The organism is Streptomyces sp. NPDC036813 (assembly GCF_055609245.1).
This window is the reverse complement of record NZ_JBVJPV010000015.1, coordinates 143,054-160,837: the sequence shown is the minus strand read 5'-3', so window position 1 is coordinate 160,837 and position 17,784 is coordinate 143,054. Positions and strand designations below refer to the sequence as shown.

At 74.2% G+C, this 17,784-nt stretch carries 12 protein-coding genes, 1 tRNA gene and 1 pseudogene; 6 read left to right on the top strand and 8 right to left on the bottom strand.

Translation table 11 applies throughout. From position 1 onward, the window contains the following. Positions 1-67 precede the first annotated feature (67 nt). Entirely contained in the window at positions 68-2,005 is a 1,938-nt protein-coding gene (locus tag ACZ67Q_RS28790) for an NAD-binding protein (protein WP_471188100.1), read from the top strand. On the opposite strand, the gene ACZ67Q_RS28785 is transcribed toward ACZ67Q_RS28790, so the two are convergent. The 3 genes from ACZ67Q_RS28785 to ACZ67Q_RS28775 form a co-directional block, all read right to left on the bottom strand. After that, entirely contained in the window at positions 1,993-2,787 is a 795-nt protein-coding gene (locus ACZ67Q_RS28785) for a glycosyltransferase family 2 protein (RefSeq protein WP_471187884.1), read from the bottom strand. The genes ACZ67Q_RS28790 and ACZ67Q_RS28785 overlap by 13 nt on opposite strands. 314 nt (positions 2,788-3,101) lie before the next feature. Continuing rightward, positions 3,102-7,328 carry an nSTAND1 domain-containing NTPase gene (locus tag ACZ67Q_RS28780; protein ID WP_471187881.1) on the bottom strand — a complete coding sequence of 1,409 codons (4,227 nt, stop codon included), beginning with the start codon at positions 7,326-7,328 and terminating at the stop codon, positions 3,102-3,104. Between the two features lie 279 nt (positions 7,329-7,607). Further along, positions 7,608-7,820 carry a DUF4287 domain-containing protein gene (locus tag ACZ67Q_RS28775; RefSeq protein WP_471187878.1) on the bottom strand — a complete coding sequence of 71 codons (213 nt, stop codon included), beginning with the start codon at positions 7,818-7,820 and terminating at the stop codon, positions 7,608-7,610. Between the two features lie 209 nt (positions 7,821-8,029). Here ACZ67Q_RS28775 and ACZ67Q_RS28770 point away from each other — a divergent pair, with 209 nt between their 5' ends. Then, on the top strand, positions 8,030-8,638 hold the full coding sequence (locus ACZ67Q_RS28770; RefSeq protein ID WP_471187875.1) for a hypothetical protein: 609 nt from the start codon (positions 8,030-8,032) through the stop codon (positions 8,636-8,638). Positions 8,639-8,648: 10 nt separating this feature from the next. On the opposite strand, the gene ACZ67Q_RS28765 is transcribed toward ACZ67Q_RS28770, so the two are convergent. Continuing rightward, a complete protein-coding gene (locus ACZ67Q_RS28765) occupies positions 8,649-9,581 on the bottom strand; it encodes a M56 family metallopeptidase (RefSeq protein WP_471187872.1) in 933 nt (310 codons plus the stop codon). A gap of 3 nt (positions 9,582-9,584) precedes the next feature. After that, positions 9,585-9,977 (bottom strand): BlaI/MecI/CopY family transcriptional regulator, encoded by a 393-nt coding sequence (locus ACZ67Q_RS28760; protein ID WP_471187869.1) that lies wholly within the window; start codon positions 9,975-9,977, stop codon positions 9,585-9,587. A gap of 171 nt (positions 9,978-10,148) precedes the next feature. On the opposite strand from ACZ67Q_RS28760, the gene ACZ67Q_RS28755 reads away from it, so the two are divergent. The 4 genes from ACZ67Q_RS28755 to tatA all read left to right on the top strand — a co-directional run bounded on the left by ACZ67Q_RS28755 (position 10,149) and on the right by tatA (position 15,760). Continuing rightward, the gene (locus ACZ67Q_RS28755) at positions 10,149-10,511 is read left to right on the top strand and encodes an ArsR/SmtB family transcription factor (protein ID WP_471187866.1); all 363 of its coding nucleotides are present in this window, start codon (positions 10,149-10,151) and stop codon (positions 10,509-10,511) included. 9 nt (positions 10,512-10,520) lie between these two features. Next, complete coding sequence (locus ACZ67Q_RS28750) at positions 10,521-13,481, top strand: HAD-IC family P-type ATPase (protein ID WP_471187863.1); 2,961 nt, start codon at positions 10,521-10,523, stop codon at positions 13,479-13,481. A gap of 447 nt (positions 13,482-13,928) precedes the next feature. Next, a complete protein-coding gene (locus tag ACZ67Q_RS28745; RefSeq protein WP_471187861.1) occupies positions 13,929-15,479 on the top strand; it encodes an LCP family protein in 1,551 nt (516 codons plus the stop codon). 86 nt (positions 15,480-15,565) lie between these two features. Next, positions 15,566-15,760, top strand: coding sequence for a Sec-independent protein translocase subunit TatA (gene tatA, locus ACZ67Q_RS28740; RefSeq protein WP_471188098.1), 195 nt, complete (start codon positions 15,566-15,568; stop codon positions 15,758-15,760). Here tatA and ACZ67Q_RS28735 read toward each other — a convergent pair. The 3 genes and pseudogenes from ACZ67Q_RS28735 to ACZ67Q_RS28725 all read right to left on the bottom strand — a co-directional run. Continuing rightward, positions 15,687-15,878, bottom strand: a pseudogene (locus ACZ67Q_RS28735) (hypothetical protein); the annotation flags it as partial. The gene tatA and the pseudogene ACZ67Q_RS28735 sit on opposite strands and share 74 nt — an antisense overlap. 230 nt (positions 15,879-16,108) lie before the next feature. Next, positions 16,109-16,918, bottom strand: a complete 810-nt coding sequence (locus ACZ67Q_RS28730) for a DUF2637 domain-containing protein (protein ID WP_471187859.1) — start codon at positions 16,916-16,918, stop codon at positions 16,109-16,111. A gap of 764 nt (positions 16,919-17,682) precedes the next feature. Then, a tRNA-Pro gene (locus ACZ67Q_RS28725) sits at positions 17,683-17,756 on the bottom strand. Positions 17,757-17,784 lie beyond the last annotated feature (28 nt).

The following is a 17,784-nucleotide window of genomic DNA, read 5'->3' as shown; positions in this document are numbered from 1 at the left end:
TGGGGCAGTCTGTCCCCTCGTGGGAACGGTTCCGAGTCAGGGCGCACCGGCCGACGCCGCCGCGCACATGGTGGTGTGCGGGGACGACGCGCTCGCGCACCGGCTGGCCGCCGAACTGCGCGGCGTCTACGGCGAGCAGGTCACGCTCGTCGTGCCGTCCACGCAGCGCATCGTCCGGCCGCCGGTGGTCGGCAGGGCCCGGGCGGTGTCGGCGGCGCTGCTGGACCGGGTGGTCGGCGCCGCCGTCAGCCTCGGCGCCGCGAACGGCGGCGGCAACGGCGGGGGCCCCCCCGGCGCCAATGCCGGGGGTGACGCGGCCGGCCGGCAGGAGCGGCTCGTGGAGGCCGTCGAGCCGACCGAGGTGGTGCTCGCCGACGCGGGCGTCGAGCGGGCCGCCGCGCTGGCGCTCGTGTACGACGACGACGAGACCAACATCCGCGCGGCTCTCACCGCCCGCCGGCTGAACCCCCGTCTCAGGCTGGTCCTGCGGCTGTACAACCGGCGGTTGGGCCAGCACATCGAGGAACTCCTCGATCAGGCCGCCGCGTTGGCGACCGGTGAGGACGCCGCTGACGCGTCGACGACCGTGCTCTCCGACGCCGACACGGCCGCGCCCGCGCTGGCCGCGGCCGCCGTCGCCGGCACCACCAAGGTCGTACAGACCGAGGGGCTGATGCTGCGGGCCGTCGAGCAGCCGCCGGGGCGCGGGCCGCAGACCGCCCCCGGCCTGGCGACGCTGGCGCTGCTGTCGCCGCCCGGCAACGGCACGACGGGCGCGGAGGGCGCCGACGAGCGGGGACCCGAGCTGCTGCCCGACACGGCGGCGGTACGTCAGGCGGCAGGGCGGTGCGGCCGCGTCGTGCTGGAGCAGGTGGCGTACGCCGGGGACGGCACGTCGGCTCCGGCGGCCGGGGCGCGGCGCGGCCTCGGGGCCGTCGTACCGCCGCTCGGGTCGTTGTTCTCGCGGCGGCTGCGCTGGTCGCTGACCGGGCTCGTGGGCTGTGTGCTCGCCCTCGCGGTCGCGCTGTGGCTGGTGACGGGGGTGCATCCGCTCGGTGCGCTGTATCTGACGCTGCTGGACCTGTTCGCCATCAACGATCCGGCGGTCGGCGCCTCCACCGGCAGGCAGATCCTCCAACTCCTGTCGGGACTGGTCGGGTTGCTCCTGCTGCCGGTGCTGCTGGCCGCGGTGCTTGAGGGGCTCGGCACCTTCCGCAGCGCGTCCGCACTGCGCAAGCCGCCGCGCGGGATGGGCGGGCATGTGGTGCTGCTCGGCCTCGGCAAGATCGGCACCCGGGTGCTGACGAGGCTGCGGGAACTGGACGTGCCGGTGGTGTGCGTCGAGGCCGGGCCCGAGGCGCGGGGGCTGGCCACGGCGCGGCGGCTGCGGGTGCCGGTGGTGCTCGGGGACGTGACGCAGGAGGGCGTCCTGGAGTCCGCCAAGATCCACCGCGCGTCGGCGCTGCTGGCGGTGACCAGTTCCGACACCACGAACCTGGAGGCGGTGCTGTACGCCCGCGGCATCCGCCCCGACCTGCGGACCGTGCTGCGCCTGTACGACGACGACTTCGCGACCGCCGTCTACCGCACCCTGCGCGCCGCGCACCCGCACGCCCGGACCCGCAGCCGCAGCGTGTCCCACCTGGCCGCGCCCGCCTTCGCGGCGGCGATGCTGGGCCGGCAGATCCTCGGCGCGATCCCGGTGGAGCGGCGGGTGCTGCTCTTCGCGGCGGTGGACGTCGCCGGGCATCCCCAACTGGAGGGCCGCACGGTCGGCGAGGCCTTCCGGGCCGGTTCGTGGCGTGTGCTGGCCCTCGACACGGCCGCCGCCGCCGAGCAGCCGGCCGAACCGGAGGCGGCGGAGCCGAGGCCGTCGGGCCTGGTGTGGGACCTGCCGGAGACGTATGTGCTGCGCCCGCAGGACCGGGTGATCCTCGCGGCGACCCGGCGGGGGCTGGCGGAACTGCTGGGGAGGCGCGGCCGGGCGGCTGCTCAGCGCACCTGATGCGGCACCCGCACAGCGGGCGACAGCCGGGGGTGCCGGGAGTCCCAGCCGAACCCGGCGAGCGCCCGGGCCCGGGCCTCCACGACCGCCATGCGCGCCCTTCGCTCCACCGGGTCCACGTGGGAGGACTGGCTGGTGACCTGCCCGTGCCACTTGCGGTAGTACAGACCGGTCTCCCGCGTGAACCAGCCGGGGCTGACCGCGTCGAGGGCGAGCAGCAGGCCCGTGTCCTCGGAGGCGGGCAGGGCCATCCAGCCGCCGAGGGCGAGCAGCAGTTCGCGGCGGACGAAGAGGGTGGCCGGGTGGACCTGGGCGCGGTAGTCGTTCGCCGCCCAGAAGTCGAGCACCGCGCCCCGCTCCAGGGGGCCCTCGGCCGGGTCGCCGGGGAAGCCGACGGTCGTGCCGTCCGGCAGCAGGTCCAGGGCGCGGGAGGTGGCCCAGCCGAGGTGGGGGTCGGCCTCCAGCGCGGCCAGGTCGCGGGCGAGCGTGCCCGGCGGGAGCCGGTCGTCGGCGTCGAGGACCTTGACGTACTCGCCGTCGGCGTGCGCGAGCGCGAGGGTGCGGGCGACGCCGGGGCCTCCGTGACGGCCCTGCCGGAAGGTGATCCGGGGGTCGTCAGGGACGTACGGGCGTACGGCGTCGCTCTCGCCGTCCTCCTGGATCACCCAGTGCCACGACCAGCCGTCGGGCAGCGCTTGCGCGCACAGCGAGGCGTGGGCCTCGGGCAGGAAGCGGGCCGAGGGAGCGTGGACCGCGGTGACGATGACGACTCGCCGGTGCACGGCGGCCCTCACCTGCCTTTCCGGAACGGGGGCGAACGACACGCACGAGCCGGGCGGAGCCACCCGCCGGCTCAGCAAGGAGCCCGGTCGCTGATGACGGGGGAACCACCAGCGACCGGGCCGGGGGCCAGCCTAACAAGGGGGGTGCCGGCCGGCGGCTGGGCGGTTTGCCTGCGGCGGCCCGTGCGGGTGCGTGGTGGCTGGTCGCGCGGTTTCCCGCGCCCTTTTTGAGCCCGCGGCTTTTGAGCCCGCGGCTTTTGCGGCAGCCGCCTTCCGTCGTGGGCGGCCGGCCGTCGTGCCTTCCGCCCGGGGCGCTATCGCCGCTGGTCGCAGGGTGGGTCGTAGGACAGGCGGGGCAGGTATTCGTGCCATTTCTCCTCCGTCAGGACGCCCCGGGTGGTCGCGCAGATGTGGTTGATCGCCGTGTCGACGTCCAGGCTCCACAGGCGGACCGTGTCCGCGCCGCTGGAGACGCCGAGCATGCGGCCTGTCGGGGCGAAGGACAGGAAGCTGCCCGTGCGGGCGCGGGCGCTCATCGCCGCGCCGATCGGTTCCGGTGAGGAAGGGTCGGCCACGTCCCACAGCCGGACCGTGGTGTCGTTGCCGCCGCTGGCCAGGGTGGCGCCGTCCGGGCTGAACGTCAGGGAGACGACCGCCTCGGTGTGGCCGGTGAGCCGGTGGCCGAAGCCGGTGGCACGGCCGGGGTCGGTGACGTCCCAGAGCCGGACCGTGTCGTCGTCGCTGCCGCTGGCCAGCGTGTGGCCGTCGGGGCTGTAGGCGAGCACGTTGACCGGCCCGCGGTGCCCGGTGAGGGGGCGGCCGCGCGGCACGGCGCGCGCGGGGTCGGTGACGTTCCACAGCCGGACCGTGGCGTCCGCGCTGCCACTGGCCAGGGTGCGGCCGTCGGGGCTGAACGCGAGCGTGTAGACGTACCCCTGATGCCCGGTGAGCGGTGTGCCGAGCGGGCGGGGGCGGGCCGGGTCGGCCACGTTCCACAGCTGGACGGTGCGGTCGTCGTAGGCCGACGCCAGGACACGGCCGTCCGGGCTGAACGTCAGCGCGTCGCCGCCCGCGTAGCGGATGCGCAGCGCGATCGGCGGGGCGTAGGGCACGGGGTGCGCGGGGTCGGTGACGTTCCACAGCCGTATCTCGCTGCTGGCCATGAGGACGGCGAGCACGTGCCCGTCGGGGGAGAACACCATCCGGCGGATGTGGCCGTGTCCGGGCGGAAACGGTTCTCCCAGGCGGGCGGGGCGGCCAGGCGCCGTCACGTTCCACAGCCGCACCAGACCGTCCTCGGCGGCCGTGGCCAGGACGCGGCCGTCGGGGCGGAAGGCGCCCACGTGCCCGGCCATGTCCGACGTCGGCACCGACCACAGCCGCACCCGGCCGTCCCCGCTGCCGGTCGCCAGCGTCCGCCCGTCGCGGCTGAAGCCGACGGTGTACATCTCCCCGCTGCCGCCCGCCAGCGGCTGGCCGACCTGGGAGGGATACGCCGGGTTCGTCACGTTCCACAGGCTCGCCGTGGAGTCCGCGCTGCCGACCGCGAGCAGGGTGCCCTGCGGGTTGAAGGCCACCGACCAGATCGGGCCGGCGTGCCCGGTCAGCGCTGCGCCGAGCCGCCGCGGCCGCCGCGGGTCGGCCACGTCCCACAGCTGTGCCGTGTCGTCTGCGCTGCCGCTGGCCAGGGTCCGTCCGTCGGGACTGAACGCCACCGAGTGCACGGTCGCCCGGTGCCCGGTCAGCTCGCCCGGCAGCTGCCGCGGGCGGCGCCGGTCGGCCAGGTCCCACAGCCGGATCACCGCGTCGTCCCCGCCGGCCGCGAGGGTGCGCCCGTCCGGGCTGAACGCCACCGAGCGGACGGCGGCGCCGTGCCCGGTCAGCGGTTCCCCGAGCGGCCGCGGGCGCGCCCGGTCCGCCAGGTCCCACAGCCGTACCGTGTGATCCTCGTCGGCGGAGGCCAGGGTGCGGCCGTCCGGGCTGAACGCCAGCAGATAGATCGTGCCCGCGTGCGCGTTCAGCGGCGCCCCGAGCAGGCGCGGCCGGGCCGGGTCGGTGACGTCCCACAGCCGGATCGTGCCGTCGTCCGAGGCGCTGGCCAGGGTGTGGCCGTCCGGGCCGAACACGGCGCTGCTCACCCAGCTGCTGTGCCCCGTCAGCGGCCTGCCCAGCGGTCGCGGGCGCCGGGGGTCTGCCACGTTCCACAGCCGTACGGTGCGGTCGTAGCCGGCGCTGGCCAGCAGGCGGCCGTCCGGGCTGAACGACGTCAGGTACACGGCGCCGGTGTGGCCGGCCAGCTGGGTCGCCAGCGGGGCGTTCACGATCGACAGCAGCCGGTTGCGGGTGCCCTCGTCACCCGGCCGCAGCCGGTGCGCCACCAGGTCGATCTGGGCCGACAGCGACGGGTCGGTGTCCTGCACCCGGTCGGCCTCGGCGACGACCTGCTCGAACACGGCGTCGTCGCGCTGCTGCCAGGCGACCACGGCCGCACCGGCCGCCACCACCGCTAGCGCCACCAGCGCCGACACCGCCGCCCGGCTGATCCACACCGTGCGCCGGCGCAGCCGTACCGAGGCGGCCAGGAACTCCACCGCGCCCCGCGTGAGCAGGGTGTCACCGGCCTCGTGCGCCCAGCTGCGGGCCTGCTCCAGCCGGGAGCCCCGGTACAGCAGCGAGGAGTCGCGGTGCGAGGCCTCCCAGGCCCGGCCGTCCTCCTCCAGCCGCTGGCGCAGCAGGTTCCCGGAGCGGTCCTCGTCGATCCAGTCGCGCAGCCGCGGCCAGGCGTGCAGCAGCGCCTCGTGGGTGATCTCCACGGTGTCCGCGTCCAGCGTCACCAGCCGGGCCCGGACCAGCGCCTCCAGCGATTCCTGCGTCTTGTCCGGATCGGCGGCCTCCGCGGTCAGCTCCCGCCGGGTGCCGCGCCGCCGGGTGGCCTGCGTGTCCTCGCCGAGGCGTACCAACCGCAGCAGGAGCAGCCGCGCGGCGGCCCGCGCCGCCGGGTCCAGCTCCGCCCAGGCCCGCTCGGCCGTCGCCGCGACCGCACCCTGGATACCGCCCGCCGCCCGGTAGCCCGCCAGCGTCAGCCGGCCGCCCTTGCGCCGCTGCCAGGTCGCCAGCAGGGCGTGCGACAGCAGCGGCAGCACCCCCGCGTCGTGCGCGCCGCGCGGGCCGTCCGCGCCGACCTCCCGCACGATCAGCTCGGCCAGCCCCGCCTCCAGCTCCAGGCCGACCGCCTTGGCCGGACCGGTCACCGCGTCCCGCAGCTCGGCACTGGTCAGCGGCCCGAGCACCATGTGCCGGTGCTGGAGCGCGTCGGCGAGCTCGGGATGGGCGAGACAGCGCTCGTAGAAGTCGGCGCGTATGCCGAGGACGACCAGGACGGGCGGATTCTCGCCCGCGCAGACGGCGTGCAGCAGCCGGACGAAGGCGCGCCGCTCGTCCTCGTCGACGCAGAGAGTGAACGTCTCTTCGAACTGGTCCACGATGACGACGGGGCGGGTCCCGCCGCCGGCCCAGGCAGCGACGGCGCTCCGCACGGCGTCGGGGTCGGCGGACAGCTCGTGCGGGGGGCCGGGCAGGTCGTGCGGAATGCCGGGCCGTTCGTGGAGGGTGGCGGGCCGTTCGTGCGGGGTGCGGGGCCGTTCATGGAGGGTGGCGGGCGGTCCACTGGGGGCAGCGGGCCGTTCGTGGGGGACGGCGCGCGGTCCGTGGGGGGTGGCGGGCGGTCCCTGGGGGGTGGCGCGCGGTCCCTGGGGGGTGGCCAGAGGTCCGTCGGGGTCCGCTGAAGGTCGATGGGGGACCGCGCCCGGTCCGCCCCCGGACTCGTCCGGCCCGGGGGACGCCGTCGGCAGCCCCGGGATACGGCGGCGCAGCTCGGCGAGGGGGTGGGCGCCCGGCACCATCTGCACCACGGTCCGCTCCGGGCCGCCGTCGAGGAGGCCCTCCCGCAGCGCCGGCACCAGACCGGCGTTCAGCAGGGACGACTTCCCCGCGCCGGACGCGCCGACCAGCATCGCCAGTCCGCCGGTGCGCTCGGCCGAGCGCAGCAGCTCCACCAGGCTGTCCGTACTGCGCTGCCGGCCGAAGAACCAGCGGGCGTCCTGCTGCCGGTAGGAGGCCAGGCCCCGGTAGGGGCACACCCCGCCGGACACGGACGTGTTCTCCTCCGGCTGTGGCGGGTCCTGCCCGGAGTGTGCGGGGCGCTCGGTGACCGGGTCGGCCACCGCGCTCTCCCACAGCCGCTGCCACTCGCCGAGGTCGTACAGTCCGGGGCTCACCGGGGTGGGCTGCAACCGCCGCGCCTGCGGGATGAGCACCTGGAGCACCGCGGCGAGAGCGGTGAACTGCGCGGGTACGTTCCTGGCCCGCCGCCAGTCACTGATGCGCTGCGCGGACACACGGACGGGCCGCCCTCGCTCGTCGACGCGCTGCAGCCGGACCACGGCCTCGGCCACGCGCTTGAGCGGCGGGTTACCGGCCTCGCCGTACAGCAGTGCGAGCCGCTCCGCGAAGGCCGTGCGTGCCCCTGAGTCGGAACTCAAGGCGTCCCACCCCTTACTTCCCCCGCGTCTTTCGTCCGGACCGGAAAACTCACCCTATACGCCTGACCTGCGCGGACGCCGCCGGACGGACGGCTCGGCCTCCTCCGGGCGGGTCCGCTCTGGCAGGATCCCAGATCCGCCGCTCTCGATCCGAGCCGACCGCCGACACGGCCCGGATCGATACCGTCCGCACCGCTCGGCACCGGTCCGCACGAGGGGAGGGACCGGTGCCGGACGGTGCGACGGACGCGGTCTCGCCTCGGACGAGGCAGACGCGGGTTACGCCTTGCCGGCCTCCGCGAGGGTGTGGGCCACGAGGGCGTTGGCGTGGCCGTGGCCCAGTCCGTGCTCCGTCTTCAGCAGGCGCACGAGGTCCATGTGCTTCGCCGGCAGCGCCGCGCGGATGACGTCCTGCCACTCGGTGATCGGGCGCCCGTACTTCTTCTCGATGGAGGGGAAGTAACTGGCGGGGCCCTTGACGGCGTCGGGCATCTCTGCGGCTCCTTCGTCGGCTGTCGCTCGCTTCGTGTCGCTCCTTGTGACCGGTGACCGGACGGCCACTGATCGGCCGGCGCGAGTGGGCTGCGTCACACGCCGGTTCCGGCCTCCCGCAGGGGCCCGCTACCCACTTGTTTGTCTTTCAAGCTTGCGCAACCCACGAACCATTACACTCGCCAGTCCTCACCTTCATCGGGGGACGTATGACGTGTGGTGGACCGCCGGCGCCGGAGCTCGCCGTCGTTTTCGAGCGGGTGCTCGACCAGGCCCTGGCATGCGGACCGGTCCAGGACGCCCTGGACCGCGCGGGCGGCGCCGTCGACCGGGAGCAGCTGCGCCTGCGGGCGGTGCGGGCCCGTACGGCCATCGCCGCGGCGGCGGAGGCCGAGTACCGGGCCTACGCCCGCCTGCTGCCCACGTTGTGCGCACCCGCTGCCGAAGCGGCCCCAGGACCGGCCGGCGCACGCCGGGTCCTGCCTCCGCCGGCGGTGCTCCTGCCCGGCGTCTCCGCGGTGGTGGCGGCCGCGTTCCTGCTGACCGGATACGGCCTGCGCGCCTTCGACGGCCACCCCTACATGGGCGACGGCTTCCTCACGGCCGGCCTGCTGATCGGCGCCCTGGCCGTGGGAGCGGCGGTCGCCGACGTGGTCTGGCTGTGGGCGACCGGGCCCAAGGCGACGGCGGATACGGCCGCCGACAGGGCCAGGCAGACGTGGGAACGGGCCCTGCTCGAGCGCGGCGTCGTGCCCTTCCTGCTGGGCCGGGTGGAGGAAGCGCTGGCGGGGGAGCAGGCACCGAAGAGCGTGTCCTGATCCGCGCGGCTCACAGGGGTGTCGCCGCGCGGAGCAGGCACAGCAGCGTGACGGCCGAGTTGGCGGAGAACAGCGCGGACAGCACGGCCCCGGTGGCCGCGGTCCACAGGGCCAGGCCGACGGTGGTGAAGAGGGACGGCCACGCCCGCACGGCAGGCGCGGGCCCGAGAAGCGCGGCGACCCGCCGGGGCAACGGCCCGGGCGCGGCGAAGGCGGCCAGGGTCCGGGCCGGGGCGTCGCGGGAGACCAGTGCCGCCTTGCCGATCGCGCGTGCCACGGTCCGGCGGCTGCCGACGGCCTGTGCCGCCTCCTCGTCCGCCCAGCGCTCGGCCGTATAGGTCACGGCGGTCCGCAGGGGCAGCAGGAACGGGTTCGCGCAGGCCGCCAGCCGCACGAGCAGCAGATGGCGGTGGTGCCGGGCGGCCAGATGCGCCCGTTCATGGGCGAACAGGGCGCGGCGCTCGCGCGCGGCGAGACAGCGCAGCAGGCCCGTGGACACCACGACCCGGTCACGCGGACCACCGGGCAGGGCGTAGGCGTACGGCTCGGCGTCGGACACCACCGCGACCTCGCGCGGCGGCAGCCCGGACAGAGCGCGGTGGGCGCGCCACCGCACCCGCCAGTGGCGCAGCAGCACTCGCCCGCAGGCGCCGACGACCGCGAGCAGCACGGGGATCGCGGCCTTCCCGGCGACCTCGTGATGCGGCACGCTCTCGCGGACCTCCGGATCCGACCAGCCGTCCGGCAGGGGGTTGCCCGGCAGCTGCGCGGTGCCCACCACCATCAGCAGCGCCAGACACACGGTGCTGCACAGGGCCATGACCGTGGAGACGCCGGTCAGCAGCACCGTCGCCGTACGCGGGTGCAGGCGGCCCTCCGCCAGGCGCGCCACGGGCCACGCGGTCAGCGGCAGCACCAGCGGGAGGAAGACGAAGATCCCCATCCGCTACTGCTCCTCGCCACCGGCCCGGTCCAGCAGCTCGCGCAGCAACTGCTCGTCGCCCTCCGGCAGCCCGGTGACGAAGCTGGCGAGCACCGCCCGGCGGTCCTGCTCACCGTCCAGGACCTTGCGCATCCGCAGCGCGGCGAGCCCCGCCGGATCGGCTGCGGGCATCCACACGAACGACCGCCCCTCGCGCCGGCGCGTGACGGCGTTCTTGGCCAGCAGGCGGGCCAGCACCGTGACGACGGTGGTGTAGGCGAGGCCGGCGGCCAGACGCTCCTGCACCCAGCCCGCGGTCACCGGCCCGCCGGCCTCGTGCAGGGCTGCGAGCACCCGCGTCTCCAGCGTGCCGTTGGCCCTGCGCCGACGGCGCGACTCCGGTTCCGGTTCTCGCACGCGCTGCCTCCCTTCCGCCTGGGGCCCGCCCGGTTCCCCGTGGGGTGAGCGTCACATCGTACAAAGGGCGTGACCGCTCACCGCCGTACGAACGAAGGTGGTGGCCCGCCCCTTCTACGATGGGTGGGCGCACAGGCGTCGGCTGGGAACAGGGTGGGACGGGAGAGGGCTGTGACGGAGAACGTCGGGGGCTTCGAGGACCCGCCCGCCGAGGTGCTGGCGGAGGCGGCCGCCGCGTTCGGACTGCTCGCGTCGTCGGCCCGGCTCCACCTGATGTGGGCCCTGGCGCAGGGCGAGAGCGACGTGACGCACCTCGCGAACCGGGTGGGCGGCGCGCTGCCCGCGGTCAGCCAGCACCTGGCCAAACTGAAACTCGCCGGGCTCGTCCGCTCCCGGCGCGAGGGCCGGCGGCAGGTCTACTACATCGACGACCCGGACATCGTCACGCTGGTCAGGGTCATGGTCGGCCAGATGACCGCCCGCGCCGAGCAGAGCGCCGTTCCGGCCCACCGGCTGCGCCGGATCGGCGGCTGAGAGCGATCGGTGGCTGAGAGCACCGCGGCCCCGGGGCCGGGCGCGGCGGCGTGGGACGCCGATCGCCGTGGCTCCGGCACGGTGCTGGAGGTACTGCGCGAACTCGGCAGCGGGCCGCGGGGCCTGACGGAGGCGCAGGCGCAGGAGCGGCTGGCCCGCTGCGGCGACAACGTGCTGCCGGCGCGCCGCGAGGCGTCCTGGCCGCGGCTGTTCGCGCGCAGTGCGCGGGAGCCGTTCACCGCGGTGCTGCTCTGCCTCGGACTGGTGTCGGCCGCCGTCCTCGCCTGGGGGACCGCGGCGGTGATCCTGCTGCTGGTCGTGGTGAGCTGCGTGCTGCGCGCGAGCGGCGAGCACCGGGCCGACCGGTCCACGGCCGCGCTGCGGCGGCTGGTCGCCACCACGGCCACCGTGCGGCGCCGGGCCGACGAGGGCGCGGCGCCCGTCAGCCGGGAGATCCCGGTCGGCGAACTGGTCCCCGGCGACGTCGTCCGGCTGGGACCGGGTGACGTGGTTCCGGCGGACGTACGGCTGCTGCGGGCACACGGCCTGACGGTGCATCAGTCGGCGCTGACGGGGGAGTCGGCGCCGGTCGCCAAGTCGGCCGAGGCGGTCGGGGGCGCCGGGGCCGTCGGGGGCGCCGGGGCGATCGGGTGCGTCGCCGAGGGTGTGGGGCGCGTCGAGGCAATCGGGGCAATGGGGGTTGTCGGGGCCGTCGGGGCCACCGGGGCCACCGGGGCCACCGGGGCCGGTGGGTCCGGTGGTAGGACCGGTGGGGGGCTGGAGCAGCCGCAGTACTGCTTCCAGGGCAGCAGCGTCGCCTCCGGCAGCGCCACCGCCGTGGTCACCGCGACCGGTGCGCGGACCCGCCTCGCCGCCGCCCACGCCCGGCAGCCCGAGCGGCGGCCGGCGAGCGCCTTCGACCGGTCGGTCCACGGCATCTCCTGGATCCTCATCCGCTTCATGCTGCTGACGCCGCCGCTGGTCCTCATGGCCAACGCGGCGCTGCGCGACCGGGGGCTGGAGACACTGCCGTTCGCCGTGGCGGTGGCCGTCGGGCTGACCCCGGAGATGCTTCCCGTCCTGGTCACCACCTGCCTGGCCCGCGGCGCCTCGCTGCTCGCCCGGTCCCACGGCGTGATCGTCCGCCGGCTGCCCGCGCTGCACGACCTCGGCGCCGCCGACGTGCTGTGCGTGGACAAGACCGGCACCCTCACACAGGACCGTCCCGTGGTCGACAGCGCCTTCGACCCGGCCGGCCGCGACGACCCCGACGTCCTGCACTGGGCTGCCGTCAACGCCTGGTGGACCCTGCACCTGGCCGACCTGCCGGAACCGGACGCGCTGGACGACGCACTGCTGGAGGCGGTGCTGCCGGCGCCTGCCGACGAGCGTGAGCCGACGGCGTACGCCACCGGCCCCGCCGCCATGCCGTACCCCCCGGACCGCGAGGCAACGGCGTACGTCCCGCAGCCGGAGGCGATGGCGTACGCCCCGGAGCCGGAGGCAACGGCGTGCGTCCCGCAGTCGGAGGCCACGGCGTACGCCCCAGAAGCCGACCTCATGGCCTACCACGGTGTCGCCGCGCTGCCCTTCGACCCGCTGCGGCGTCTCGCGACGGCCGTCGTGCGCACGCCCGGCCGCCTAGGCAGGCACACCCTGGTCGTCAAGGGAGACGCCGCGTCCGTCCTGGAGCGGTGCGCGCTCACCGACAGTGAGCGCGCCCGCGCCCACGCCCTCGCCGCCCGCCACGCCGGTGACGGCCTGCGCGTCCTGGCGGTCGCGACCGCCGAGCGCCCCGCCCGTACCCGCCCCTACACCCCGGCCGACGAGCGCGGCCTCACCTTCCGCGGCCTGGTCACCCTGCGCGACGCGCTCACCCCGAGCGCCGCCGACGCGCTGCGGGACCTGGCCGGCAGCGGCGTCACGGTCAAGATCCTCACCGGCGACCACCCGGCCACCGCCGCCCGCGCCTGCCGCGACCTGGGCGTCCCCGTCACCGATGAGGCCGTCGTCGCCGACCGCGTGGACTCCCTCAGCGACGCGGCCCTCGCCGACCTGGCCGGCCGTACGACCGTCTTCGCGCGCTGCACACCGGACCACAAGGCGCGGATCACGGGCGCCCTGCGCGCCGCCGGGCACACCGTCGGATTCCTCGGCGACGGCGTCAACGACCTGCCCGCGCTGCGCGCCGCCGACGTCGGTATCGCACCGCGCGACGCGGCCGACGTGGCCCGCGAGGGCGCCGACGTCGTCCTCGCCGAGAAGGACCTCACCGCGATCGCCCACGCCATCGCCGCGGGCCGGCGGGCGGGCGGCAACATCGCGACGTATCTGCGGGTCACGCTGTCCTCCAACCTCGGCAACGTGATCGCGATGCTCTCGGCGGGGCTGCTGCTGCCCTTCCTGCCGATGCTCCCGGCCCAGGTCCTCGTGCAGAACCTGTTCTTCGACGCCGCCCAGCTCGCCTTCGCCCACGACCGCCCGCACCCCGCCGTGCTGCGCCGGCCGACGCTGCTGCGGCCGCGCGACATGCTGCGCTTCCTCACCGTTTTCGGCGCGCTCAACGCGGTCGCCGACCTCGCCACCTTCGCGGTCCTCGCGCTCACCCTGGACGGTCCGGGCACCGGGGACGATCAGGCCGTGTTCCACTCCGGCTGGTTCACGGAGAACCTCCTCACCCAGGCCCTGGTCATGCTGCTGCTCCGGGCCGGCCGCCGGGCGGCCGGAGCGTGGGGAGGTCGGGGCGGGTCCGGACGCCGACCGGGACCCGTGACCTGGGCGGCGCTCGCCCTGGTCGCGGTGGGCCTGGCCCTCCCGCCGTCCCCGCTCGGCCCGGCCCTGGGCCTGACCACCCTCCCGGCCGTGTACTACGCCCTCCTCGCCGCCGTTCTGGCCGTGTACGCGGTGTTCCTGCTGGCGGCGAGAGCCCGCTACGAACGGCGCTGCCGCCCGCGGGGCATTGTGATGTGACCGACCTCGTGGAACCGTGCGCCGCGCACGTGCCTCCCCTGTAAAGGGTTGGTGGTACCGAGCAGGTGCCGTACTGCCACGGCTTCATGTTTGTTAGATTGCGCAATCACGCAAGCAACGCGCCCGACCGTTCAGGGGGAGTGGCAGATGAGCGAGCCGTGGAACGGCCCGGGCGGCCGGACCACGCGCCACCGCGGCACCCGGGTGCCCGGCGGGCGCGGACCCGGGGCGGACGGCGGCCGCACGGCGGGTCCGGACGGCGGCCGCGCGACCGGTCCTGACGGTGGCCGCCCGACCGGTCCCGACGGTGGTCGCCCGACCGGCCAGGCCGGCAGGCGCCGTACGGCGGACCGGCCGGCGCCTCGTCAGCGGGACCGCCGGGCTGACGGCGCCGGTCCGCGCGGACGCTCCCGCCCGCACGGCACCGCACGGCGACGGTCCGGGCGGATGAGCCGGGGCAGGCGGTTGCTGAGGGCCGCCGGCATCTGCCTGTCGTTCCTCGTCCTCGTCACGGCCGGCGTCGGCTGGTGGTTCTACGAGCACCTGAACGGCAACATCAACAGCGTCTCGCTGGACGGCAAGGGCGGCACGGAAACGGCGGACGCCTTCGGCCGCACCCCGATCAACATCCTGGTCATGGGCTCGGACGGCCGGACCAGCGAGGAGGACTGCAAGCTCGGCGGCGGCTGCGCGAAGACCGGGGTGCAGAGCGGCAGCAACGCGGACGTGGAGATGGTGGTGCACATATCCGCCGACCGCTCCAACGCGACCGTGATGAGCATCCCGCGCGACACGATGACCCAGGTCCCGGCGTGCAAGAACACCGAGACCGGCCGCTCGACCCCCGGCTACTACGGCCAGATCAACAGCGCCCTGGAGTACGGCCCCGCCTGCCAGGTGGCCACCGTCCACCAGCTCACCGGCATCCCCATCGACCACTTCGTGAAGCTGGACTTCTCCGGCGTGGTGAAGATGTCCGACGCGGTCGGCGGCGTCTCGGTCTGCGTCAGCGACAACGTCTACGACACGTACTCGCACCTGAAGCTGTCGCGGGGTCCCCACACGCTCAAGGGCGTGGCGGCCCTGCAGTTCGTCCGCTCGCGGCACGGCTTCGGTGACGGCAGCGACCTGGGCCGTACCGTCTCCCAGCACATCTTCCTCAGCGCGATGCTCCGCAAGTTCAAGAGCGCCGGCACGCTCACCGACCCCACCGCGGTCTACGACCTCGCCGACGCCGCGACCAAGGCGCTGACCGTGGACGACGGCCTCGGCAGCGTGCGCAAGCTGGTCGCCCTGGCGACGGACGTGGACAAGGTCCCGACCAAGGCCATGACGTTCACGACGATGCAGACGGCTCCCGACCCGCGCAACCGCGACCGTGTCGTGGTGGGCCCGGGTGCGAGGACCCTCTTCGCGACCATGGCGAACGACCAGTCGCTGTCGGCGACGCAGGGCGCGAAGCCCTCCCCGGCGGCCTCGCCCGCCGGAGACGCCACCGCCGAGGAGTCCACGCCGCCCGTCCCGGCGTCGCAGATCGCGGTGACGGTGGAGAACGGCACGCCGATCACCGGCCGGGCCTCCGCGGTCGCGGCGGCGCTGACGGAGCAGGGCTTCAGCCGCAGCGCGGGCACGGCGAACGCCCCGAGCCGCACCGCGTCGACGACCCTGGCCTACGGCGCCGGGCAGAAGGCGCAGGCCGAGACGGTGGCGAAGGCGCTGAACCTGCCCGCCTCGCACCTGAAGGAAGGCACCGGCGCGGGCCTGACCCTGGTGATCGGCGGCGACTGGCCGTCCGGCACGAGCTACCCGGGCACCGCCTCCGCACCGGCCCCGGCCGACACCAAGGCGGCCACGGCGGACGCCCATGCCCAGACGGCCGACCAGGCCAAGACCTGCGCCAAGGTCAGCCCGTACAAGACGGTGGAGCTGAACGGCGTGCCCATGACACCGGCCGAGGCGTACGCGGCGGCCCGGACGAAGCCGGACTCGGACGCGTGAAGCGTCGACCCGGCGCCGTACGCTATGCACTTGCGCAATAAAGCAAGTGAATGAGTGGCTGCCCGACCGAGAAGAAAGAGGACCGCATGCTCCGCAACGGCCTGGAGCCCTGGCACCTGCTGATCGTGGCGATCGTCATCATCGTGCTGTTCGGCTCCAAGAAGCTGCCGGAAGCCGCCCGCGGCCTGGGCAAGTCCCTGCGCATCCTCAAGAGCGAGGCCAGGGCGATGAAGACGGACGCGGACAGCGCAGGCCCGATCGGCGAAGCGGCCGAACGGTGAGCATCTGCTGTGCGTGGCCGACGGGCCCGTCGATGTCGTGCAGGACGGTGCTGGTCACCCCCTGACCGGTCGGACCGAAGACGACGGCGGTGTCGAGCCCGGCCCAGCGGCCCTCCGGACCCTGACGGTCAGCAAGGCCCAGGCACTCACTCCACGCCGGGCGGCACGCGCGTGGCGTGGTGGCAGTACATCCGCCGGCCCGTGGCCTCATCGGTCTTGCCCTGACCCGCCCACCTCGACGAATTCCGGATCCAGCAAATCTCTACGACGTGGACGGGAGAGAGGGCATGCCAGAAAACCCGTACACATCCGGGTTCGGCTATTCAGGGGCGTGAGTCATGCGCGAGGCTATGCCCTTTTGCCCTTCGCGGACTCCGGAGGTGCGGGAGTGAGGCGTTGCCGGCGACGTGAGGTCCTCCGACGAGGTGGCCGAGTGAGAGTGATCTGACGGACCAGCTGTTGGAAGCAGGCCAGGGATGCGATGGCCGGCAAGGCGGCTGCGGCGATACTCGTGAACGTCCTGTCGGCCTCGGCCACGCAGAGGATCATCGCGAGGGAGGAAAACAGCAGAACGACGAACCAGGAGTGCAGCGCGCGCCGTCGGTGCAGGGCGGCCCGCAGGATGGAGAGCGAGGCCACCATCCAGGGTCCATAGATCAGAAGAGGCCACGCCTGAGCCATGGCGCCCTTTGTACCCGGCGCGACGTGCAGCAGAGGTGCGTAGGCCACCATGCCGCCGAAAACACTCACCATCGAAACGATGACGCAGGCGATTGCGGCGATGACGTAGCTGAGGGTCTGCAACCTCGTGAAGCGGGGTTCGCGGGCCCGCACCTTCCGATGCCCGGCGGAGAAGCGCCGGATGGGCGGCAACTCACTGGTGAGCTTGACCAGGTTGTCCATCGGGTCGTCGGTGCGGTCGATGCCGGGGGACGGCTCGCTGCGAGGGGGTGGGACGGCAGCCACCTGCTCCGCCGTCACGGCGTCCTGCAGGAGGTAGGTGAGTTCCTCGACGGGATCCCAGCCCGCTACCGGCGAGGTCATCGAATGCAGCGTCTCGGCCCCGGCCATGTGCCAACCCGTCGACTGCCCGTCCTGGTAGGCACCGAGATATTCATCGTGCCGGGTGAACCAGTGATCCGGATAATCGCGATTCACGAAAGTTCGCCTCCGTCACATGCGGGATGCGAGGCAATCGGGATGCCCCTGGCTGGCCCACCGCCGACCGAGCTCCTCCTGGACCGTGTCCAGCAGCACGAGGAGTTCTCTGAGTAGGGTCTCAGTGACCCGCAGTTCGACCTTCGCGCCGTCTCCGTGCAGGGTGCCGCTGGCGTCGGGCGACGAGTACGCCGACGCCGGTGTGAAGATGTATCGCCCTACCGCCACGCCACGGGCCGCCGGGAGCTTCTCCGCCGTCGGCCCGGAGGGGGCCGAGGAAAAGACACTTGCTTTCGTCATAGTCCGCTAACGCATTCCGTGCTCCTCCAGATGCGCGGCAAACGAGTGAGGCGATGTGGTGAAACTTTTGGATACGGTGCTTGTCGTATGAGTCCGGGTCGATTGCGCCCCGTTCAATGTGTAATGAGTCCAGCGGATTGTCCTTTGAGTTTTTTCGGCGAGGAGAGGCCACTGCCTGCCTCCGTTCACCGGTGAAGCCGAGCCGAAAGACCTGAGCCCGGACGGCGGCGACGACTGGCTGGACGGCGGGGCCGAATTCCCGGCGACGCGCAGATCCGGCGACCGGGGCGCCCGAGCAAGGCGCTGAACCACAAGCAGGCCGACCCCGCGCTCACCGCTGATCTCTGCCCGGCGTCGCGAGGCGACCGCCTGCTCGGCTCGGTCAGGAGCCTCCGGCCCCCTGTTCGGCCCCCGAGCACGACAGAGGCCAGGTACTGATATCAGTACCTGGCCTCTGACCAGCGTCGGGGTGGCGGGATTTGAACCCACGACCTCTTCGTCCCGAACGAAGCGCGCTGCCAAGCTGCGCTACACCCCGATGTCGCTGCTTGTCGCGGCGACGACGT